Genomic DNA, 17989 nt, shown 5'->3' with positions numbered 1-17989 from the left:
AGCACCGGATTCTTTCCGTTTTTTGAAGAGATCTGAAAAAGAAAAGAAAAATGAAAACCAAAATTTTAATGGTTTGCCTCGGCAATATTTGCAGATCACCCCTGGCTGAAGGAATTTTAAAAGCTAAAACAGACCCTGAAAAAGTATATATAGATTCTGCCGGAACGGGAAGTTACCATGTAGGTTGCGCTCCAGATGAACGTTCTATTGCCGTGGGAAGAAAATATAGTATTGATATTACCGAACAAAAGTGCAGGCAGTTTGATGTTTCAGATTTTGAAGAATTTGACCATATTTTTGTAATGGATAATGCCAATTATCGGAATATTTTATCGCTTACTGAGAATAAAGATGACGAAGAAAAAGTACAACTTATCCTGAACGAAATCTTTCCCGGTGAGAATGTAGATGTCCCGGATCCTTACCATGGAGGTGATGAGGGCTTCGAAAATGTTTATCAAATGCTCGAGGAAGCTTGCGAAAATATTGTCCAACGCCTGGATTTAAAGTAATATGGCCGATTCTTCATTTAAATACCTGGGAAAACTTTATATGATCCCTACAACTTTAGGAGATTCCAATCCCCTGGAAGTACTGCCACTTCATATAAAAAAGATCATTGAAGAAACAGACGAGTATATTGTTGAGAACGAAAAGACCGCAAGAAGGGCAATAAAGAAGCTAGTTCCCGGTAAGAATCAGCAGTCTCTAAAATTGCATTTACTCAACAAATTTACAGAGGCCTCTGCACTACCAACGTATTTAAAGGCCTGCAAAGAAGGAAAAAATGTTGGATTAATGAGTGAGGCAGGCTGCCCGGGAGTAGCAGATCCCGGAGCTGAAATGGTGAAACTGGCCCACGAAGAAAATATTCAGGTGATACCGCTGGTTGGCCCCTCCTCTATTCTCCTTGCTTTAATGGGAAGCGGCATGAACGGACAGGGATTTACCTTCCATGGGTATCTTCCAATCGATAAAAAGGAGCGTAAACACGAACTGAAGAACCTGGAGCGGATATCCTCAGAAAGGAATCAGGCTCAAATTTTTATCGAAACTCCGTATCGCAACAATAAACTTCTGGAAGATATGCAACAGAATTTGCACCCCGGTACGAGGTTATGTATTGCCTGTGAACTTACCCTTCAATCTGAATATATAATAACTAAGGCAATGGAAGATTGGTCCAAAACAAAAGTGGACCTTCATAAAAGGCCCACTATTTTTATTATTCAGAAAGATTTTTAAGCAGTTGGCAAGATTGCCTTCGCCCTCTTTTCCGGCTGGATAAATGAAGTATCATATCCACCAAACTTCTTCATATAATTTTTTATACTTGTACCAAAAGCATCGCTAAAAGCATGGGCTCCCCAGCTTCTAAGGTACTTCTTTACACTTCCTGGACCTGCCAAATGTGCTGCTGCAAGGATTCCAGACTCAGTTACCTCAACACCGTTAATTGTTTTACCACTAAATCTTTTAATATCCCGAATCAAGATCCATTTGTTCCTGGAAGCATTTGCATAAAAGGCAGCTTCCTGCAGTGCCGGGGAATTCATAAACTCCTGTGTGTTATAAATCCCAATAAGCTCCAGGGTTCCTTTCCCAAACTGATATTTCCCCATGTAGCCGTACTCGTTAACAGACTTGTAATTGCTTCGGGATTCTTTAAAACCAAGGGCCTCTTTAAAGCCAAGGTAAGATTTACCTAATTTTGGCAGGTTCGCTAAATGAACCTCCTCAAAGGCTTCATCCTCCAGCAACGGCTCAACTGTATAATCCAACTCCAGGTTTGCAGTAGAGAAACTTTCCAGGTCCAGCTTAGCTGCATCTTTGGTAGAAAAACTGAAAAACATTGTACCTGCAATTGCCGGTAAAATTGAAATTTTCGCGATTTTCTTTCTTTTTTGCATAATATTATGTTTCTGAAGAGTTAATGGCCTTGGACTGGAAATAGCCCAAAATGCCCCCTTCAATTTTGCGCTGCGAATGTACAACAAATTTTATTAATTTGATACACAAGTAGTTAAGGCAAATATAAATAGTATCGGACTTTAACAAACATATAGCATTGGAGGGTTTCAAGACTTACAGACTTGTTAAAGAAAAATACGAAAAATGGTCTTATCGCCTTATGCCCTGCTGGTTGATCCAACGAACATATTCCCGTTTATTGCGGTTATGCTGCGCCAATGTTTCTGCAAATTTATGATAGCCAAAATTTTGAACATCTGCCACGAAATAGAAAAAATCGTGATCCTGATAATTGAGAACAGCATCTATAGACGAAATATCGGGCATCGTTATAGGTCCCGGAGGAATTTCTTTATATAAATAGGTATTATAAGGAGAGTCCAGTTTCAAGTCTTTGTAAAGGACACGCTTTATAATGGTATCGAATTTCTGACTTTCATCTTTAATAGCATAAATAACGGTAGGATCTGCATCGAGTTTCCATCCGTTTTTATAACGATTCATATAAACTCCTGCGACCTTTGGGCGTTCGTCCACCTTCGCAGTTTCCTTTTGAACAATAGACGCCAGGACCATGACCTGTGTTGGAGTGAGATTTATTTCTTCTGCTTTCTCTAACCGCTCTTCTGTCCAAAACCTGTTATACTCCTGCTGCATCCTCTTTCTAAATTCTTCAGCGGAAGTGTTCCAGTAAAATTCGTATTGATTTGGTATATACAAAGACAATGCTTCCCTTTCGGACATATTATTTTTAGCTAAAAACTGCTGATCTTTCATAGCCTGAAGCAACTCTGCACTGTCGGCTTCAATTTGATTCGAAATTCTTCCAGCCAGGTTTTCCAGTCGCTCCTGATTGTTGAAGCGCACTTTAACTGGTGCATTTCTACTCCTGAGCACATTCACAATTTCATTATTATTCATATTCCTCTTCAGAATATAGCGCCCGGGCCGGATACTGGATTTATATCCTTTCTTTTCGGCTACCATTTCAAAAGATTCTATATTTTTCAGCAATGGCTGGATGCTATCTACGAGGGTATTGTAGTCGGCTCCCGTCGGAATGTAGACAACCGCCTGCTCTTCAGAAAAATCTGTATTTGCAGAAAACACGCTAGTATAAGCATAATAGCCCACAGCAGAGAGTGCAATAACAACCACCGCGGCCACAATAAATATTATGTTCTTTTTAGACATTATTTACAAGTTGGTACAAAATTTCATCCTTAAAGCTTCCATTAAGAAAATTCCATTCTTTTTTCACACCCACTTTTCTAAAACCTCTTTTTTCAAAAAGATTAACACTAGCCAAATTTCCATCAGTAATGTTGGCGTAAACCTGGTGCAGTGCAAGGTGCTTAAAGCAGTAGTTACAGATCAAAGAAAGACTTTCTGCGCCATAGCCCTTACCGCGGTCGGTGGTTTCAGAAATTAAAATTCCGATTGCCGCCCTGCGATCTTTCGGCTCCAGGTCAAAAATATCTATAAGACCTATAGCTTTATGCTGCCTGTTGCAAATTACAAGCCGTAATTGCCTGTAGTCATAAATATCGCGATGTGCGTTTTCCAGGTATTTCTTTATCATAAAACGGGAATAGGGAACCTGAGTCGCACTCACTTCCCAAAAATCTTCGGTATTTTCGAGCTCGTGAACAAAGTCCAGATCTTCGGGCTCCAGTGCACGCAAATAGATTTTTTCCCCTTCCAGTGTTAGCATTCAATTTCTCCTTTAAAAACCTGTTCTGCCGGTCCCGTGAGCCAGATATTTTTGTAGTGGTCCTCTTCTTCTTTTTCAAAAGAAACGGAAAGTTCTCCTCCAGGTACAATAAGTTTTATAGTATTCCCAGTGGCTCTACCAGAAGCATTTGCAGCTATAGCCACGGCAGTAACGCCGGTGCCACAAGATAATGTTTCGTCCTCCACTCCCCGCTCATAGGTGCGTACCAAAAATGTGTTCTCCTCTTCAGCTTCAACAAAATTTACATTGGTCCCACCATTATTTACATAAGCATCAGAATACCTGATTGCAGCACCTTCTTCTTTAACTTTAAGGTCTTTTACATTTTTAGTAAAGACGATATGGTGTGGTGAACCGGTATCCAAAAAGGATACATTTCCAAATTTTCTGATTTCGCTCACATTCTGCATCTGGAGACTCACCATTCCAGCCTTTACCTTAGCTTTATGGGGACCATCTACTGCAGTAAACACAGCCTCATTTTCTATTACTCCCAAATATTTTGCAAAAGCAACCAGGCATCTTCCACCATTACCACACATACTGCTCTCGTTCCCGTCTGCGTTAAAATAAACCATCTTAAAATCATCGCCTTTTACGTCTGGCTCTTCCAGAAGAATTAGCCCGTCAGCTCCTATGCCAAATTTACGGTCGCAAAGAAGCCTGACAAGTTTGGTATCCTTTTTGGAAAGTATTTTATGACGATTATCAATCATCACAAAATCATTCCCGGTGCCCTGATATTTATAAAACTGGATCTTCATAATTCTGGTTTAAAACGGGCACAAATATACAATAAAGCTTAAGAATTTTGCGGTGTTAAAGGGTCGTTAAAGCTGAAAAGCAAGCATACTAAAAATTTTAATTTAACCGTTTAATTAACAAATACATTTCAGAAATATGAAAAAATTAGCAACTTTACTTATTGTTTCTGTTTTAGGAGGAGTTCTTACCTTAGGTAGTTATAAATTATTTTTTGAAGAAGAACCAATTTCATCAAATTTCGCCCTTCCTTCTACAGAAGCAACCAGCAATTTTATTCCTGCAAATTACACAGACAGGGTTTATGGGACTAATGCCGACTTTACCGAAGCAGCAGAAAATACTGTACATGCAGTGGTACACGTTAAAAATGTAGCAGTTTTTAATGGATCAAGAAATCCTTTTGAATTTTATTACGGACGCAGAGGCGGAAGTGAAGGAAAAGCTGTGCAGGGAGCAGGTTCCGGAGTTATAATTACACCTGACGGATATATTGTGACCAACAACCATGTTATTGAAGGAGCCAGTGAACTGGAAGTGACCTTGAACAATAATCAAACCTACATGGCAGAGGTTATAGGGACTGATAAAGCTTCAGATATCGCCCTGCTAAAAGTAGATGCCGAAGGTTTGGATTATATTCCTTTTGGGAATTCGAACAATGTGAGGTTGGGAGAATGGGTATTGGCCGTAGGAAACCCTTTTAATTTAAAATCTACGGTGACTGCGGGAATAGTAAGTGCCAAAGCCAGGGACCTTAACACTGCAGACGCTATCCCTCAATCTTTTATACAAACAGATGCTGCAATAAACCCGGGTAACAGTGGTGGTGCTTTAGTAAATATCAATGGCGAATTGATAGGAATTAATACCGCAATTACATCAAAAACCGGAAGCTATGTGGGTTATGCTTTTGCTGTTCCATCCAACAATGCACGCAAAATTGTTGAAGATATTATGGAATATGGCGATGTGCAAAAAGGAATTTTGGGAATAAGAGGATATAGTGTTACCCAGCGTGCCGTTGAAGAATTTGATCTTGATGCCACACAAGGCGTTCTCGTTGCAGACATTAGTCCTGGCAGCGGAGCTGAAAACGCAGGAATCAGAGAGAATGACATTATCCGGAAAATTGACAATATCGAGATCAACAAGCTTTCTGACCTTACAGGATATATTAACTCAAAACGTCCTGGTGATAAGGTTGCAGTAACTCTTTTACGAGACGGGCGTGAACGGGAAGTAACAGTAACCCTTACAAAATATGAGGTTTATAGAATTAGATCTATAGGACTGGAAGTAGCTAATGCGTCCAAAGATGAATTACGCCGGTACAATACAGATTATGGAGTGAAAATAAACCAGATCTTAAGGAACGATCTTCCTGCAGATGAGTTGGCCGGCAACATTATTACCGAAATTAACAATGAAGAAGTCCATAACATCCAGGATGTTGAAAGAATAATTGAAGGAAAAAGAAGTTCAGATCCTGTTGTTGTAACTTTTATTGACGAAAATGTTGAAAAACAAAGGGTCGTTTGGAGGTAATTTTTCTAACCCTGTTTAAAAGCTCCCTCTTCTTTAAGAAGGAGCTTTTTTTTTTGCCTTACCTAAACCTATAGAAGATATTTTGTTTAAAGACAGTACAGAAGAGCAATAAAAAAATGCAATATTAAGAATTGCATCTATTTGCAAATCCATTCTTTTTCAGGAAATTTGCATTCAGGAAAATTTATCGGCAATAACTTTTTTGAGGGAACGTTGTGTGATAGAACCAAAAAATGAAACCTCTAAAGGAATGAACAGAACTATTTTTACCTTTTTGCTTTTTTCTGCACTTTTAACGCAGGTAAAAGCTCAGGACAGTCTTCAAAACAATCAGCCAATTCGGGCAGAGTTTGATGAACTTATTGAAACCTCGAATAATTACCAGGGGTATAAAGTTGTGGAATATGACAGGCTTATAGAGCTTCGGAATACCACTTCAGAATATATTGAAGAGCTAAAAAATGAAATTACGACCCAGCAAAATACTATAGACAGGCAAAACGAGGAACTGGAAGAATTTGAGACACAACTACAGGATACTGAAGCTGATTTAGAAAAGGTCAACAACGAAAAAGATGCTATTACCTTCCTGGGAATGCCATTTAGCAAAGGAGGTTATAAAACAGTAATGTGGAGTGTGGTAGGTATTCTTATTCTTGCTCTTCTACTCTTTATCTATAAATTTAAAAGTTCCCATGCTACCACAAAAGAAGCACGAAAAAAACTGGAAGAGACTGAACGGGAGTTTGATGCTTATCGGGCAAAAGCCCTTGAGAAAGAACAACGACTGGGGAGACTGTTGCAGGACGAGCGGAACAAATCTTCTAATCCATAGGGAATTCGTCAAAATCTGGTAATAATTCCCATCTTTGCTTCCTAAAAACACAGCAATTGTTATGCGCATTGACATCATTACAGTGGTTCCCGATATTTTAAAGAGCCCTTTTGAAGCATCTATTTTAAAACGCGCAATCGAAAAAGGGCATGTAGAGATTCACCTTCATAATTTGCGCGATTATGTGACTGACAATTATAAACAAATAGACGACTATCAATTTGGCGGAGGTGCCGGGATGGTAATGATGGTGGAACCCATAGACAAATGTATTTCGCAGTTAAAATCTGAAAGGAATTATGACGAAGTAATTTATATGACCCCCGATGGGGAACGACTGCATCAGAAACTGGCTAATAAAATTTCCTTACTTGAAAATATCATCATCCTCTGCGGTCACTATAAAGGTGTGGACCAGAGAGTGAGGGATCAATTTATCACCAAAGAAATTTCTATTGGGGATTATGTACTCTCTGGCGGCGAACTGGGCGCAGCTATTTTATGCGATGCTGTAATCAGGCTAATTCCCGGCGTTTTGGGTAACGAAACTTCAGCCTTAACCGATTCTTTTCAGGATAATTTACTGGCTCCCCCGGTATATACCAGGCCTGCAGATTATAAGGGCTGGCAGGTTCCGGAAATATTAACTTCAGGTAACTTTCCAAAGATTGAGGAATGGCGGGAAGAACAGGCCTATCTGCGAACCAAAAATCTGCGTCCCGATTTACTTGAAGAGGATGAAAAATAACAAACTAAGGGACTTGCATTTAAAATTAAAATATTTACTTTTGCACTCATTCTAAAATAACCTCTGGCGAAAACCGTGAATGTTATTTCAGAAATATTTTAAACAAAGAAATATGGAATCATTAATTAAGTACGTTCAGGAAGAGTTCGTTGCAAAAAAAGATTTACCTGAATTTTCAGCCGGAGACACAATTACCGTGTATTACGAAATTAAGGAAGGTCAGAAAACCCGTACTCAGTTCTTCAGAGGAGTTGTAATCCAAAAAAGAGGAACCGGGGCCTCTCAAACATTTACCATTAGAAAAATGAGTGGTACTGTGGGTGTTGAACGTATTTTCCCTCTAAATTTACCGGCAATCCAAAAGATTGAGATAAACAAAAGAGGTAAAGTTAGACGAGCAAGGATCTATTACTTTAGAGAACTTACCGGTAAAAAAGCTCGTATTAAAGAACAAAAGAGAAAATAATTTCTCTTATAAAGTAAGCTGTAAAAGCCTCCGGTACCGGAGGCTTTTTTTATGAACAAATGTGAATAAAAGCTGTTTATAAAGTGTTGAAAACAAAATAGTTAAACAAAAGCTAAAATTGTTTTCTGAAAAGAAGTTTCTCTTTAATTTTAAGTAAAGAATCTAGCTTCAAAGAAATGACAAAAGGATTTTCCATGAAAACTAGAATTTGTATGTAAAGAAAAAAAGTCTTTGCATCTGGTTTTTATCTTCTATATAACGTTAATTTTTTGCTGTGTCAAAAGTAGTTTGAAAGATAAAACCCTTTCCGGAGCACTTTACTTCTAAAGTAAACAGTTGTCCCGGATGAAATGACCTCCACCTAAAAGCCTTTGAGCTTAAGGATAAATTCCGTGGTGAATAAGAGATTATTTCAGTAGAAGCCATTTCATTTTAGTTACTAAGATGAAATGGCTTTTTTATTTGCTCTAAGTTTTAGGAAGCTTTTAGTCTTTTCAGGTTATGAAAAAAGCCTTAATTATGTTATATTGCGGGGGTTGAGGACGCCCTGGCTAACACCAGGGCGTTTGCTAAATAATCTTATCATAAAAACACATAAAAAATGGCACAACAAACCAAAATTATTTATACCAAAACTGATGAGGCTCCTGCACTGGCCACGTATTCTTTTCTACCTATAGTGCAAAAATTTACAGAAACAGCAAATATCGATCTTGAAATTAAAGATATTTCCCTGGCTGGAAGAATCCTTTCCCAATTTCCTGAATATTTAAAAGATGACCAAAAAGTTTCTGATGCCCTTGCAGAACTTGGAGAACTTGCCAAAAAATCGGAAGCAAATATTATAAAGCTCCCAAATATCAGTGCCTCTATTCCTCAGCTAAAGGCAGCTATAAAAGAACTTCAGGAAAAAGGATTTGATATCCCCAACTATCCTGATGAACCTTCGTCTGAAGAAGAAAAGAAAATCAGGGCTAATTATGATAAAGTAAAAGGTAGTGCCGTAAATCCTGTGTTAAGGGAAGGAAATTCCGATAGGCGTGCACCTAAAGCCGTTAAGAATTTTGCTAAAAAGAATCCGCACAAGATGGGAGAATGGAGTGCAGATTCAAAAACTCACGTTGCCACAATGGATTCAGGTGATTTTAGACATACCGAAAAGTCTGTTACTATTGCCAAAGAAGGAGATGTAACCATTGAGTTTACTTCTAACCAAGGTGAGAAAAAAGTATTAAAGGACAACATTCATTTATTGACCGGCGAAATTATTGATGCCGCCGTAATGAATAGAAAAGCACTTGTAGAATTTTTGAGAAAACAGGTTCAGGACGCCAAAGACAAGAATGTACTTTTTTCTCTTCATATGAAGGCTACAATGATGAAAGTTTCTGATCCTATTATTTTTGGTCATGCTGTAAAAGTCTTTTTTCAGGATATTTTTCAGAAATACGGACAGGACCTTAAAGAAGCGGGTGCCGATCCAAACAGCGGTCTGGGAGATATTCTAAGTGCTTTGGACAAGCTTCCGGAAGATAAAAAACAAGAAATAGATGCAGCTATACAATCAGATCTAAAAGACGGCCCTGACCTTGCCATGGTTAATTCTGATAAAGGAATTACCAACCTGCACGTACCAAGCGATGTGATTATTGATGCATCTATGCCCGCTATGATTAGAACATCTGGCCAGATGTGGAATGCAGAAGGAAAACAGCAGGATGCAAAAGCTGTTATTCCAGATAGCAGTTATGCCGGAGTTTACCAGGCCACAATAGATTTTTGTAAGAAAAACGGCGCATTTGATCCAACGACCATGGGAACAGTTCCTAATGTTGGTTTAATGGCCCAAAAGGCAGAAGAATATGGTTCCCATGATAAAACTTTTGAAATTCCTGAAAAAGGAACTGTACGTGTTATAAACAATGCCGGAGAGGTACTCTTAGAACATGCAGTAGAAGAAGGTGATATCTGGAGAATGTGCCAGGTAAAAGATGCTCCTGTAAGAGATTGGGTAAAACTTGCCGTAAATCGTGCAAAAGCTACCGGTAACCCAACGGTTTTCTGGCTTGATAACGAAAGAGCACATGATGCACAATTAATTGATAAAGTTCAGAAATACCTACCAGAGCATGATACCGATGGGCTGGACATTAGAATACTGTCTCCTGTTGAAGCTACAGAATTTACGCTTAGAAGGGTAAAAGATGGAAAAGATACCGTATCTGTAACAGGAAACGTACTTAGAGATTATTTAACCGATCTTTTTCCAATACTGGAGTTGGGAACAAGTGCAAAAATGCTTTCTATTGTACCGCTTATGAATGGTGGTGGTTTATTTGAAACCGGTGCCGGCGGATCTGCCCCTAAACATGTTCAGCAATTTGTTGAAGAAGGACATTTACGATGGGATTCTTTAGGAGAATTTCTTGCACTGGCAGTTTCACTGGAACATGCGGGTCAAAAATATGATAACAAAAAAGCCCTTGTTTTATCTGAAGCTTTAGACGATGCTACAGACAAGTTCCTGGATAATAGAAAATCGCCTTCCCGTAAAGTGAATGAGCTGGATAACAGGGGAAGCCATTTCTATTTGGCACTCTATTGGGCACAGGCTCTCGCAAATCAGGAAAAAGATTCGGAAATGAAGGAATATTTTGAAAAAATAGCAAGAGTCCTGGAGATAAAAGAAGATGAAATTGTAAAAGAATTGATCGAAGCTCAGGGTTCTTCTGTGAACATAGGAGGATATTATAAACCAGATGAGGAGCTAACCTCTAAGGCCATGAGACCTAGTGAAACTCTGAATCAGATTTTAGCGAACTAAAGTTCAGAAAGTATAATTCTAAAGAGGCTGTCCAAAATTGCCAATTATCGTCCTCATGTAATTTACATGTTGACTTTAAATGAATTTAGGACAGCCTTTTTTATATTGCTATTGTAATAGAAGAAATAATTTCCCAGCCCAGAGTAGATGAAACCAGAAGTTTCCATAATTATTCCCACTTTTAACCGTGCACATACGATTATAGAGACTTTAGATTGTGTCTTTAATCAAACACATCAAAATTGGGAATGTATTGTTATTGATGACGGTTCTACAGATGGAACAGAGCAATTGCTAAAGAAAAAAATTTTCCACGATTCAAGGTTAAGCTACATCCAACGACCAAAAAGCAGGAAAAAAGGTGCAGCCTCCTGCCGAAATATAGGTTTGGAAAACGCAGCAGGAGAATTTATTCAGTTTCTGGATTCTGATGATATTATTGCTGAAAATAAACTGGAAGAACAAATTGGATTGCTTAAGAAATCAAGCCCAAATGCCATAGCAACTTCAAAATGGGGAAGAATGCAGCCAGATTGGGAATTTCCGAAGATTCATGAGAAATTGCCAACCTATTACAGTACAAAAAATCCGCAGCAGTTACTTACCACATTCGGAGAGAATTTTACCTATTTCCCTCTTCATGTTTACCTTATTCCTAAAGCGCTAGTAGAAAAAGTCGGAAACTGGAACGAACAATTAACGGTAAGCGACGATGGGGAGTTTCTATGCCGTATGATCTTAAGCAGTTCAGAAATTGTTTTCTCATCCCACACATATGCCATTTATAAGCAAGGAGCAGGCAATCGCCTTAACGGACTTTTATCTGAAGAAGGAATTGCAAGCTATATTAAGGCCTGGAAGAGTATTGAAGAAGAAATATACCGTAGTATCGGAATTAAAAATCATGTCTTCGTAAAGCAGGGAAAGCTGAATTTTTATAAACGCATTAAGAAGCATAATCCCGCTGTAATTGAAGAATACCCGGATTTTTTTAATTCGCGAATGTCTCTCTTCAATTACTTTTTCCTGAAAATTTTTTCAAAGTTGAAATCAAATCTGTGAAACCAACAATTTCGGTAATAATACCAACATACAACCGGGCTCATATTATAAATGAAACCCTGGATTCTGTACTTGATCAAACATACGCTAATTGGGAGTGTCTTATTATAGATGATGGCTCTGGAGACAATACGAAAGATGTAATTAAAAAATATCTACGTGATGAACGCTTCAAGTATTTTAAAAGACCCGATGGACGGGAAAAAGGCGCCTGTACCTGCAGAAATATTGGAATAGAGAAGTCTTCAGGTGATTATATTCAGTTTCTTGATTCTGATGATAAACTCAGCTTAAATAAATTTGAAGTTCAGCTAAAAAAATTGGAAAATGCTTCTCCCCTAAGCTTCGCAACCTGCAAGTGGGGCGGATTAAAACCAAAATGGAAGTATCCGCGAATTTATGAAGGTCTTGCTTCCTATATCAGCACAAAAGAACCTCTAAGATTGTTAAACCGCTTTGCCAAATGGTTTACTTTTTTACCCATACACGCTTATCTTATTCCGCGTATACTCCTGAAAAAATCAGGAGAATGGAAAAATGAGCTAAAAATAAACCAGGACGGGGAATTTTTCACCCGTGTGATCCTACATTCTTCAGAAGTGATATTTTGTAAGGAAACCTACGTCCTTTACCGCACAGGCAGCGGAAACCGCATAAGTACCAGGAGAGATACCAAATCTGGCATAAATAGCTACATTAAAAGCTGGAATTTTATTGACGACGCAATAGCTGAAAAAATAAATATTAAAAACCATTTCTACGTTAGGCAGGCAAAATCTGCTTTGTACTTTTCTACAAAAGACAAACACCCGGAATGGCTTAGTGTAAATGAAAGTTTTTTTCTTGAACGTACCCCCAATCTTCTTTATAAATCCTTAAGACTCCAATCCAGAGTAAGGGACAAACTACTCGTAAAACAAATCCCTCTTAAAAAGTAGCCCCGGAAAAATACTTTGAGAAACAAGCTGGATGTATCTTTTCACAAACTCACTTTTCTTCCCAATAATCTTCAGATTCTCAAAAAATAATTCCTTAAAATTACTATATCCCTATAACCGTACTAATGATACGTTAAACCAGAGTATGAAACTTTATAGAAGGTTCCAATTTACGAACTTTGCAAAATGAAAAATTCACCAGAGGGAAGAAATAAGAAAAAAGAATCCATTATTCTTGTGGTTCTGGGAACCCTTATTGCTCTCGGGCCTTTTTCAATAGATGCCTACCTTCCAGGTTTCGCAAGGATAGCCGATGATTTTGACACCACTATAGGGAAAGTCGGACTTACTTTAACCAGCTACTTTATAGGTATTTCTCTTGGGCAGTTGGCATATGGACCAATAATGGATAAATACGGAAGAAAGAAGCCTCTGCTAACGGGTCTTCTTATTTATTTTATTGCAGCTCTTAGTTGTTTCTATTCGCCAAACCTGGAGTGGTTAATCGTTTCCCGGTTTTTTCTTGCTATTGGGGCAGCCGCCGGGATGGTTGCCGCAAAAGCTGTTGTAAGGGATATCTTCCCGGTAAACGAAGTTGCCGGCGCAATTTCCGTCTTAATGTTAATTATGGGTGGAGCTCCAATTATTGCTCCAACCGTAGGAAGTTTTATTATTGAAAGTCTTGGATGGAAGACTATTTTTCTGTTCCTGGCACTTTTTAGTTTTTTAATGATCCTGAGCGTCTATAGATTTCTTCCGGAAAGTATTGTTCCAAATAAAAAAGTACAACTCCGGGCAAAACCAATCCTTAGCAAATACTTTGGCATTCTCACACATGAGAAATTCTGGAGTTTTTCCATGGCAGGAAGTTTTACTATTGGAGCTATGTTTGCCTATATTTCTGACGCTCCTAAGCTGTTCATGGGAAATTTTGACCTCTCTCAAAAGGAATTCGGAATGTTGTTTGGAATTAATGCGGCCGGCCTGATATTAGGAAGCCAGATAAACCGCTTGTTCCTGAAAAAATTTACCACCTTCCAAATCACTTTTTTTAACAGCATAATTCTGGTTGGATTAGCCTTTCTATTCCTTTTAAACGGAATGATGGGCCCAAACTTTTATGTGACAGTGGGACTGCTTTTCTTTATTTTATTCCTCCTTGGATTTCAAAACCCTAATACCACAGCGCTGTCCCTGGAACCTTTCGCCACCAAAGCAGGAAGAGCTTCAGCATTAATAGGTAGTTTAAAGATGATCCTGGGAGCTTTGGCTTCCTTTACAATCAGCCTTTTTCATGATCCGGGAGTAATTCCTTTGGCTGTTGTTTTGTTGTTTTGTTTAATGGTAAGTTTTCTTTTACTACTCCGCTTTTCGGGAAAAGAAAAAAGAAAGCTCGCACTTAGTGGTCATTAAAGTTTCAACAAAACCTAAAGCTTTTTTAATTAGGCTCCTGTAATGTATCTTTACAGAAAAATTGAATATCCAAAAGCTCCTACTTCTTATATTTTGTTTATCCTCTTCCCTGTTTCAAGCCCAGGAGACATTTAACATAAGCGGCACCATAACAGATGCTGCCAGCAATGAAACACTTATTGGTGTAAATGTTATTATTCCTTCTCAAAGCACAGGCGTTGTCACTAATGAGTATGGTTTTTTTTCTATAAAACTTCCCGAAGGCACCTACACCATACAAATTTCATATTTAGGTTATGAAACAATATCACGGCAAATTAACCTTACCAAGGATACTTCGGTTAACATCGGGATGACGGAATCTTCAGAGAACCTTGAGGAAGTTGTTATTTCAGAAGATGTTGAAGGTATAGATATTGAAAGTCCGGCAATGAGCGTAAATAAACTTTCTATAAACACTATTCAAAAACTGCCCGTGGTTTTTGGGGAAGTAGATATCGTCAAATCACTACTTTTACTTCCGGGAGTATCTAACGCGGGCGAAGGGTCTTCTGGATTTAATGTGCGTGGAGGCGCTGCAGACCAAAATCTAATTCTGTTAGATGAAGCTACAATTTTTAACTCGTCCCACTTGTTCGGGTTCTTTTCTGTCTTTAATCCCGACGCGATAAAGGATTTAAAGCTATACAAGGGGGGAATTCCTGCAAAATACGGGGGCAGGGTTTCTTCGGTACTCGATATCTATCAGCGAGATGGGAACAGCAAAGAATTTGAGGCGCAGGGAGGTATAGGTGTCATTTCCAGCAGGCTCCTGGCAGAAGGTCCTATTGTGAAAGACAAAGGTTCCTTTTTAATTGGTGGAAGAAGTTCTTATGCTCATCTTTTTCTTAAGTTAACAGATAATGAAAATTCTGCATATTTCTATGACCTTAATACCAAACTCAGCTATAGGATTGATGCTAAAAACAAATTGCTCTTTTCAGGGTATTTTGGGAGAGATGTCTTTAGCATTAGCGAAAATTTTGAGAACACTTATGGAAATACGGTGCTAAACCTGAGGTGGAATCACTTAAATTCTGATAATCTTTTTAGTAATTTATCTCTCATCTACAGTGATTACCACTATGGCCTCCAGCTTAATCTCGTACAGTTTAACTGGGACAGCGGAATCAAAAACTTCAATTTAAAGTACGATTTTAATCATTATCTCAACGATAAATTCCAGTTGAAGTACGGCTTGCATAACACGTACTATGAGTTTAATCCCGGAGAAATTCAGCCTACAGGTGAAGATTCAGGTATTAATTATCTTAAGCTTAACAATAAATACGCACTGGAAAGTGCTCTGTATTTTTCAGCAGAACACGATATTTCAGATAAAATTAGTGCTGAATACGGAGCCCGATTAAGCGGATTTTTCCGGTTAGGACAGGACGAACTGAATGTTTATGAAAATGATCTTCCGGTAGTTTATAACGAGTCGCAGGATATTTACACAGAAGCCACGCCCATTGGAGTGCAAACCGATAGCCGCAGTAAAGTCATAGCATCGTTTCTTAATCTGGAGCCTAGGTTATCCATATCGTATAAGCTGAATGAAAATGAGTCGTTTAAGGCCGGTTACAACCGGATGACGCAGTATTTACATCTAATTTCCAATACGAGCTCCCCTACTCCAACAGATGTCTGGACGCCCAGTGGCCCTTACATAGAACCACAAATCCTGGATCAGGTCGCCGTTGGGTACTTCCGCAATATCGATAATGGTAAATTTTCGCTTGAGGTAGAAAGCTTTTATAAGAAAATCAAAAACCGGATAGATTACCTTAACGGTGCCAATTTAATAGCCAACAATGCTATTGAAACTGCTGTTCTTAATGGGAGAGCAAGAGCATACGGTCTCGAGGTCTTACTGAAAAAGAATACGGGAAAACTTACAGGATGGCTTGCCTACACCCTCTCAAGATCTGAACAACAAACTCCCGGTCGTACGGCCAACGAAACCGGCATCAACAACGGAGACTGGTATAACACCAACTTTGACAAAACTCACGATCTAAGCCTAACCACGTCTTATGATCTGAATAAAAAATGGCAATTCAATGCCAACTTTGTTTTCCAAACAGGGCTGGCAACCACTTATCCTACCGGCAACTACAAGTATATGAATATTACTGTCCCGGTTTATTCCAAACGCAACAGCAACCGCCTACCGGCCTATCACAGGATGGACCTATCTGCCACCTACACGCCTAATAAAAAAGGAAACAAAACCTATGAATCCTCATGGAATTTCGGGATCTACAATATATACAATCGCAAAAATGCCTATTCCATTTCTTTTCGTCAAAACCTGGATACCCAGAGAAATGAGGCGGTACGATTATCCCTCTTTGGTATAATCCCTTCCATTACCTATAATTTCAAATTCTGAAAATGATACGAACTTTAAAAATAATAGTACTACTGCAGAGCATGATTTTGCTTATTTCCTGCGAAGATGTAGTAGAGGTAGATTTGAAGGAAAGTGAACCACGTCTTGTAATTGAAGCCTCCGTTAAGTGGATTAAAGGAACACAGGGAAACATGCAATCTATAAGATTATCCACTACTTCTCCGTTTTATGAACAAGAAACACCTCCCGTAACTAATGCTCAAGTACAAATTACAGACGAGGATGGTGTGGTTTACGTATTTCAACATACTTCAGAAGGAATTTACCAAAATTTTTATTTTAACCCTGTTCTGGAAATGCAATACCAGTTGAGTGTGCAACATAATGAGCAACTTTACACCGCTACTGAAACACTAATCCCTGTTGTAGATATAGATTTTGTAGAGCAGACCACAAACGGAGGCTTTAACGGGGACGAAATAGAAATAAAGACATACTACACCGATCCTGCAGACGCAGAGAATTATTATTTTTTCTCCTTTAAAGAAGAAAGAACCACTTTTGAGATTTACGAAGATGAGTTCACAAACGGGAATCAGATCTTCGGTTACTATTCAGATGAGGATTTAGAAGCAGGGGATCAGGTTTCTATAGAAATGGCCGGTATCTCCAGACCCTATTACGAATATCTTTTTATATTACGTTCACAAATAGGCACAAATGCCGGTGGCCCTTTTGAAACCAAGCCCGCAACCTTAAAAGGAAATATTGTGAACCAGACCAATCAAGAAAATTATCCATTAGGTTATTTTCAGCTTTCTCAGGTAGACACGGCCAGTTACGTAGTAGAATAATCAAGAAAAATTAAAAAAATGAAACGTACTAATCGCGATGTTTTAGGAAAAGGAATCAAGTACCTCTTAATTGCGATGCCACTTATACTAGTAGGTCCTTCTATAATTTTCAGCGCTTTTAACAACCAGGACAAACCCCTATATATTCCAATTCTCATTGGCGGAATATTATTTTCTGCCGCCGCCATCTTCTTTATTTTTAAAGGAATTGTAACCTTGATAAAAGCACTTTTTGACTAGCTTCTCATTAGGAAAGGTAAAGTTAACGATGGAAGTCCGCTCCTATCCCTCACGTCGATATTCATACTAAAGATCGATATTTGCCAATTTTCAGGCATCATTCAAAATTTCAATAGCTCCTTCTTTTTTCAAGGGAAGCTAGCTTTGTCAGCCGAAAGGCTGATAAAAACGGACGGGTAAAATCATAATACAAGAATT

The 17989-nt window shown here is 38.5% G+C and carries 17 protein-coding genes; 13 read left to right on the top strand and 4 right to left on the bottom strand.

Going from position 1 to position 17989, the window contains the following annotated elements:
* The first annotated feature begins 50 nt into the window (after positions 1–50).
* Together RM529_RS05550 and RM529_RS05545 are read left to right on the top strand one after the other, a co-directional pair.
* Positions 51–512, top strand: a complete 462-nt coding sequence (locus RM529_RS05550; RefSeq protein ID WP_311483760.1) for a low molecular weight protein-tyrosine-phosphatase — start codon at positions 51–53, stop codon at positions 510–512.
* Position 513: 1 nt separating this feature from the next.
* A complete protein-coding gene (locus RM529_RS05545) occupies positions 514–1245 on the top strand; it encodes an SAM-dependent methyltransferase (RefSeq protein WP_311483759.1) in 732 nt (243 codons plus the stop codon).
* On the opposite strand, the gene RM529_RS05540 is transcribed toward RM529_RS05545, so the two are convergent.
* The 4 genes from RM529_RS05540 to dapF all read right to left on the bottom strand — a co-directional run bounded on the left by RM529_RS05540 (position 1242) and on the right by dapF (position 4470).
* Positions 1242–1910 carry a peptidoglycan-binding protein LysM gene (locus RM529_RS05540; RefSeq protein ID WP_311483758.1) on the bottom strand — a complete coding sequence of 223 codons (669 nt, stop codon included), beginning with the start codon at positions 1908–1910 and terminating at the stop codon, positions 1242–1244. The genes RM529_RS05545 and RM529_RS05540 overlap by 4 nt on opposite strands.
* A 211-nt stretch (positions 1911–2121) precedes the next feature.
* Positions 2122–3165: an endolytic transglycosylase MltG gene (gene mltG, locus RM529_RS05535; protein WP_311483757.1), complete on the bottom strand. Its 1044-nt coding sequence runs from the start codon at positions 3163–3165 to the stop codon at positions 2122–2124.
* A complete protein-coding gene (locus RM529_RS05530) occupies positions 3158–3685 on the bottom strand; it encodes a GNAT family N-acetyltransferase (protein ID WP_311483756.1) in 528 nt (175 codons plus the stop codon). The genes mltG and RM529_RS05530 overlap by 8 nt, the downstream gene beginning before the upstream one ends.
* On the bottom strand, positions 3679–4470 hold the full coding sequence (gene dapF / locus RM529_RS05525; RefSeq protein ID WP_311483755.1) for a diaminopimelate epimerase: 792 nt from the start codon (positions 4468–4470) through the stop codon (positions 3679–3681). The genes RM529_RS05530 and dapF overlap by 7 nt, the downstream gene beginning before the upstream one ends.
* Before the next feature lie 136 nt (positions 4471–4606).
* Between dapF and RM529_RS05520 the strand changes: the two genes are divergently transcribed.
* The 11 genes from RM529_RS05520 (at position 4607) to RM529_RS05470 (ending at position 17791) form a co-directional block, all read left to right on the top strand.
* The gene (locus RM529_RS05520; protein WP_311483754.1) at positions 4607–6016 is read left to right on the top strand and encodes a trypsin-like peptidase domain-containing protein; all 1410 of its coding nucleotides are present in this window, start codon (positions 4607–4609) and stop codon (positions 6014–6016) included.
* Between the two features lie 250 nt (positions 6017–6266).
* Positions 6267–6851, top strand: coding sequence for a hypothetical protein (locus RM529_RS05515; protein WP_311483753.1), 585 nt, complete (start codon positions 6267–6269; stop codon positions 6849–6851).
* A 61-nt stretch (positions 6852–6912) separates the two neighbouring features.
* A complete protein-coding gene (trmD, locus tag RM529_RS05510; protein WP_311483752.1) occupies positions 6913–7599 on the top strand; it encodes a tRNA (guanosine(37)-N1)-methyltransferase TrmD in 687 nt (228 codons plus the stop codon).
* Positions 7600–7711: 112 nt separating this feature from the next.
* Entirely contained in the window at positions 7712–8065 is a 354-nt protein-coding gene (gene rplS / locus RM529_RS05505; protein WP_311483751.1) for a 50S ribosomal protein L19, read from the top strand.
* A 601-nt stretch (positions 8066–8666) separates the two neighbouring features.
* Positions 8667–10889 (top strand): NADP-dependent isocitrate dehydrogenase, encoded by a 2223-nt coding sequence (locus RM529_RS05500; protein ID WP_311483750.1) that lies wholly within the window; start codon positions 8667–8669, stop codon positions 10887–10889.
* 147 nt (positions 10890–11036) lie between these two features.
* Positions 11037–11951, top strand: a complete 915-nt coding sequence (locus RM529_RS05495) for a glycosyltransferase family 2 protein (RefSeq protein ID WP_311483749.1) — start codon at positions 11037–11039, stop codon at positions 11949–11951.
* Positions 11948–12889 carry a glycosyltransferase family 2 protein gene (locus RM529_RS05490; RefSeq protein WP_311483748.1) on the top strand — a complete coding sequence of 314 codons (942 nt, stop codon included), beginning with the start codon at positions 11948–11950 and terminating at the stop codon, positions 12887–12889. The genes RM529_RS05495 and RM529_RS05490 overlap by 4 nt, the downstream gene beginning before the upstream one ends.
* Positions 12890–13075: 186 nt before the next feature.
* A complete protein-coding gene (locus tag RM529_RS05485; RefSeq protein ID WP_311483747.1) occupies positions 13076–14302 on the top strand; it encodes a multidrug effflux MFS transporter in 1227 nt (408 codons plus the stop codon).
* A gap of 61 nt (positions 14303–14363) precedes the next feature.
* Entirely contained in the window at positions 14364–16736 is a 2373-nt protein-coding gene (locus RM529_RS05480; protein ID WP_311483746.1) for a TonB-dependent receptor, read from the top strand.
* A 2-nt stretch (positions 16737–16738) separates the two neighbouring features.
* Positions 16739–17551, top strand: coding sequence for a DUF4249 domain-containing protein (locus RM529_RS05475; protein WP_311483745.1), 813 nt, complete (start codon positions 16739–16741; stop codon positions 17549–17551).
* An 18-nt stretch (positions 17552–17569) separates the two neighbouring features.
* Complete coding sequence (locus RM529_RS05470; RefSeq protein ID WP_311483744.1) at positions 17570–17791, top strand: DUF6095 family protein; 222 nt, start codon at positions 17570–17572, stop codon at positions 17789–17791.
* Positions 17792–17989 lie beyond the last annotated feature (198 nt).

This window comes from Autumnicola edwardsiae (assembly GCF_031846505.1).
Taxonomy (GTDB): domain Bacteria; phylum Bacteroidota; class Bacteroidia; order Flavobacteriales; family Flavobacteriaceae; genus Autumnicola; species Autumnicola edwardsiae.
The sequence above is the reverse complement of the archived record's forward strand: the minus strand, read 5'-3'. Positions and strand labels throughout refer to the sequence as shown.

Bases quoted from the DNA above. Each gene is read 5' to 3' on its own strand.
- RM529_RS05550 (WP_311483760.1), top strand. From the start codon at position 51: ATGAAAACCAAAATTTTAATGGTTTGCCTCGGCAATATTTGCAGATCA.
- RM529_RS05545 (WP_311483759.1), top strand. From the start codon at position 514: ATGGCCGATTCTTCATTTAAATACCTGGGAAAACTTTATATGATCCCT.
- RM529_RS05540 (WP_311483758.1), bottom strand. From the start codon at position 1,910: ATGCAAAAAAGAAAGAAAATCGCGAAAATTTCAATTTTACCGGCAATT.
- mltG (WP_311483757.1), bottom strand. From the start codon at position 3,165: ATGTCTAAAAAGAACATAATATTTATTGTGGCCGCGGTGGTTGTTATT.
- RM529_RS05530 (WP_311483756.1), bottom strand. From the start codon at position 3,685: ATGCTAACACTGGAAGGGGAAAAAATCTATTTGCGTGCACTGGAGCCC.
- dapF (WP_311483755.1), bottom strand. From the start codon at position 4,470: ATGAAGATCCAGTTTTATAAATATCAGGGCACCGGGAATGATTTTGTG.
- RM529_RS05520 (WP_311483754.1), top strand. From the start codon at position 4,607: ATGAAAAAATTAGCAACTTTACTTATTGTTTCTGTTTTAGGAGGAGTT.
- RM529_RS05515 (WP_311483753.1), top strand. From the start codon at position 6,267: ATGAACAGAACTATTTTTACCTTTTTGCTTTTTTCTGCACTTTTAACG.
- trmD (WP_311483752.1), top strand. From the start codon at position 6,913: ATGCGCATTGACATCATTACAGTGGTTCCCGATATTTTAAAGAGCCCT.
- rplS (WP_311483751.1), top strand. From the start codon at position 7,712: ATGGAATCATTAATTAAGTACGTTCAGGAAGAGTTCGTTGCAAAAAAA.
- RM529_RS05500 (WP_311483750.1), top strand. From the start codon at position 8,667: ATGGCACAACAAACCAAAATTATTTATACCAAAACTGATGAGGCTCCT.
- RM529_RS05495 (WP_311483749.1), top strand. From the start codon at position 11,037: ATGAAACCAGAAGTTTCCATAATTATTCCCACTTTTAACCGTGCACAT.
- RM529_RS05485 (WP_311483747.1), top strand. From the start codon at position 13,076: ATGAAAAATTCACCAGAGGGAAGAAATAAGAAAAAAGAATCCATTATT.
- RM529_RS05475 (WP_311483745.1), top strand. From the start codon at position 16,739: ATGATACGAACTTTAAAAATAATAGTACTACTGCAGAGCATGATTTTG.
- RM529_RS05470 (WP_311483744.1), top strand. From the start codon at position 17,570: ATGAAACGTACTAATCGCGATGTTTTAGGAAAAGGAATCAAGTACCTC.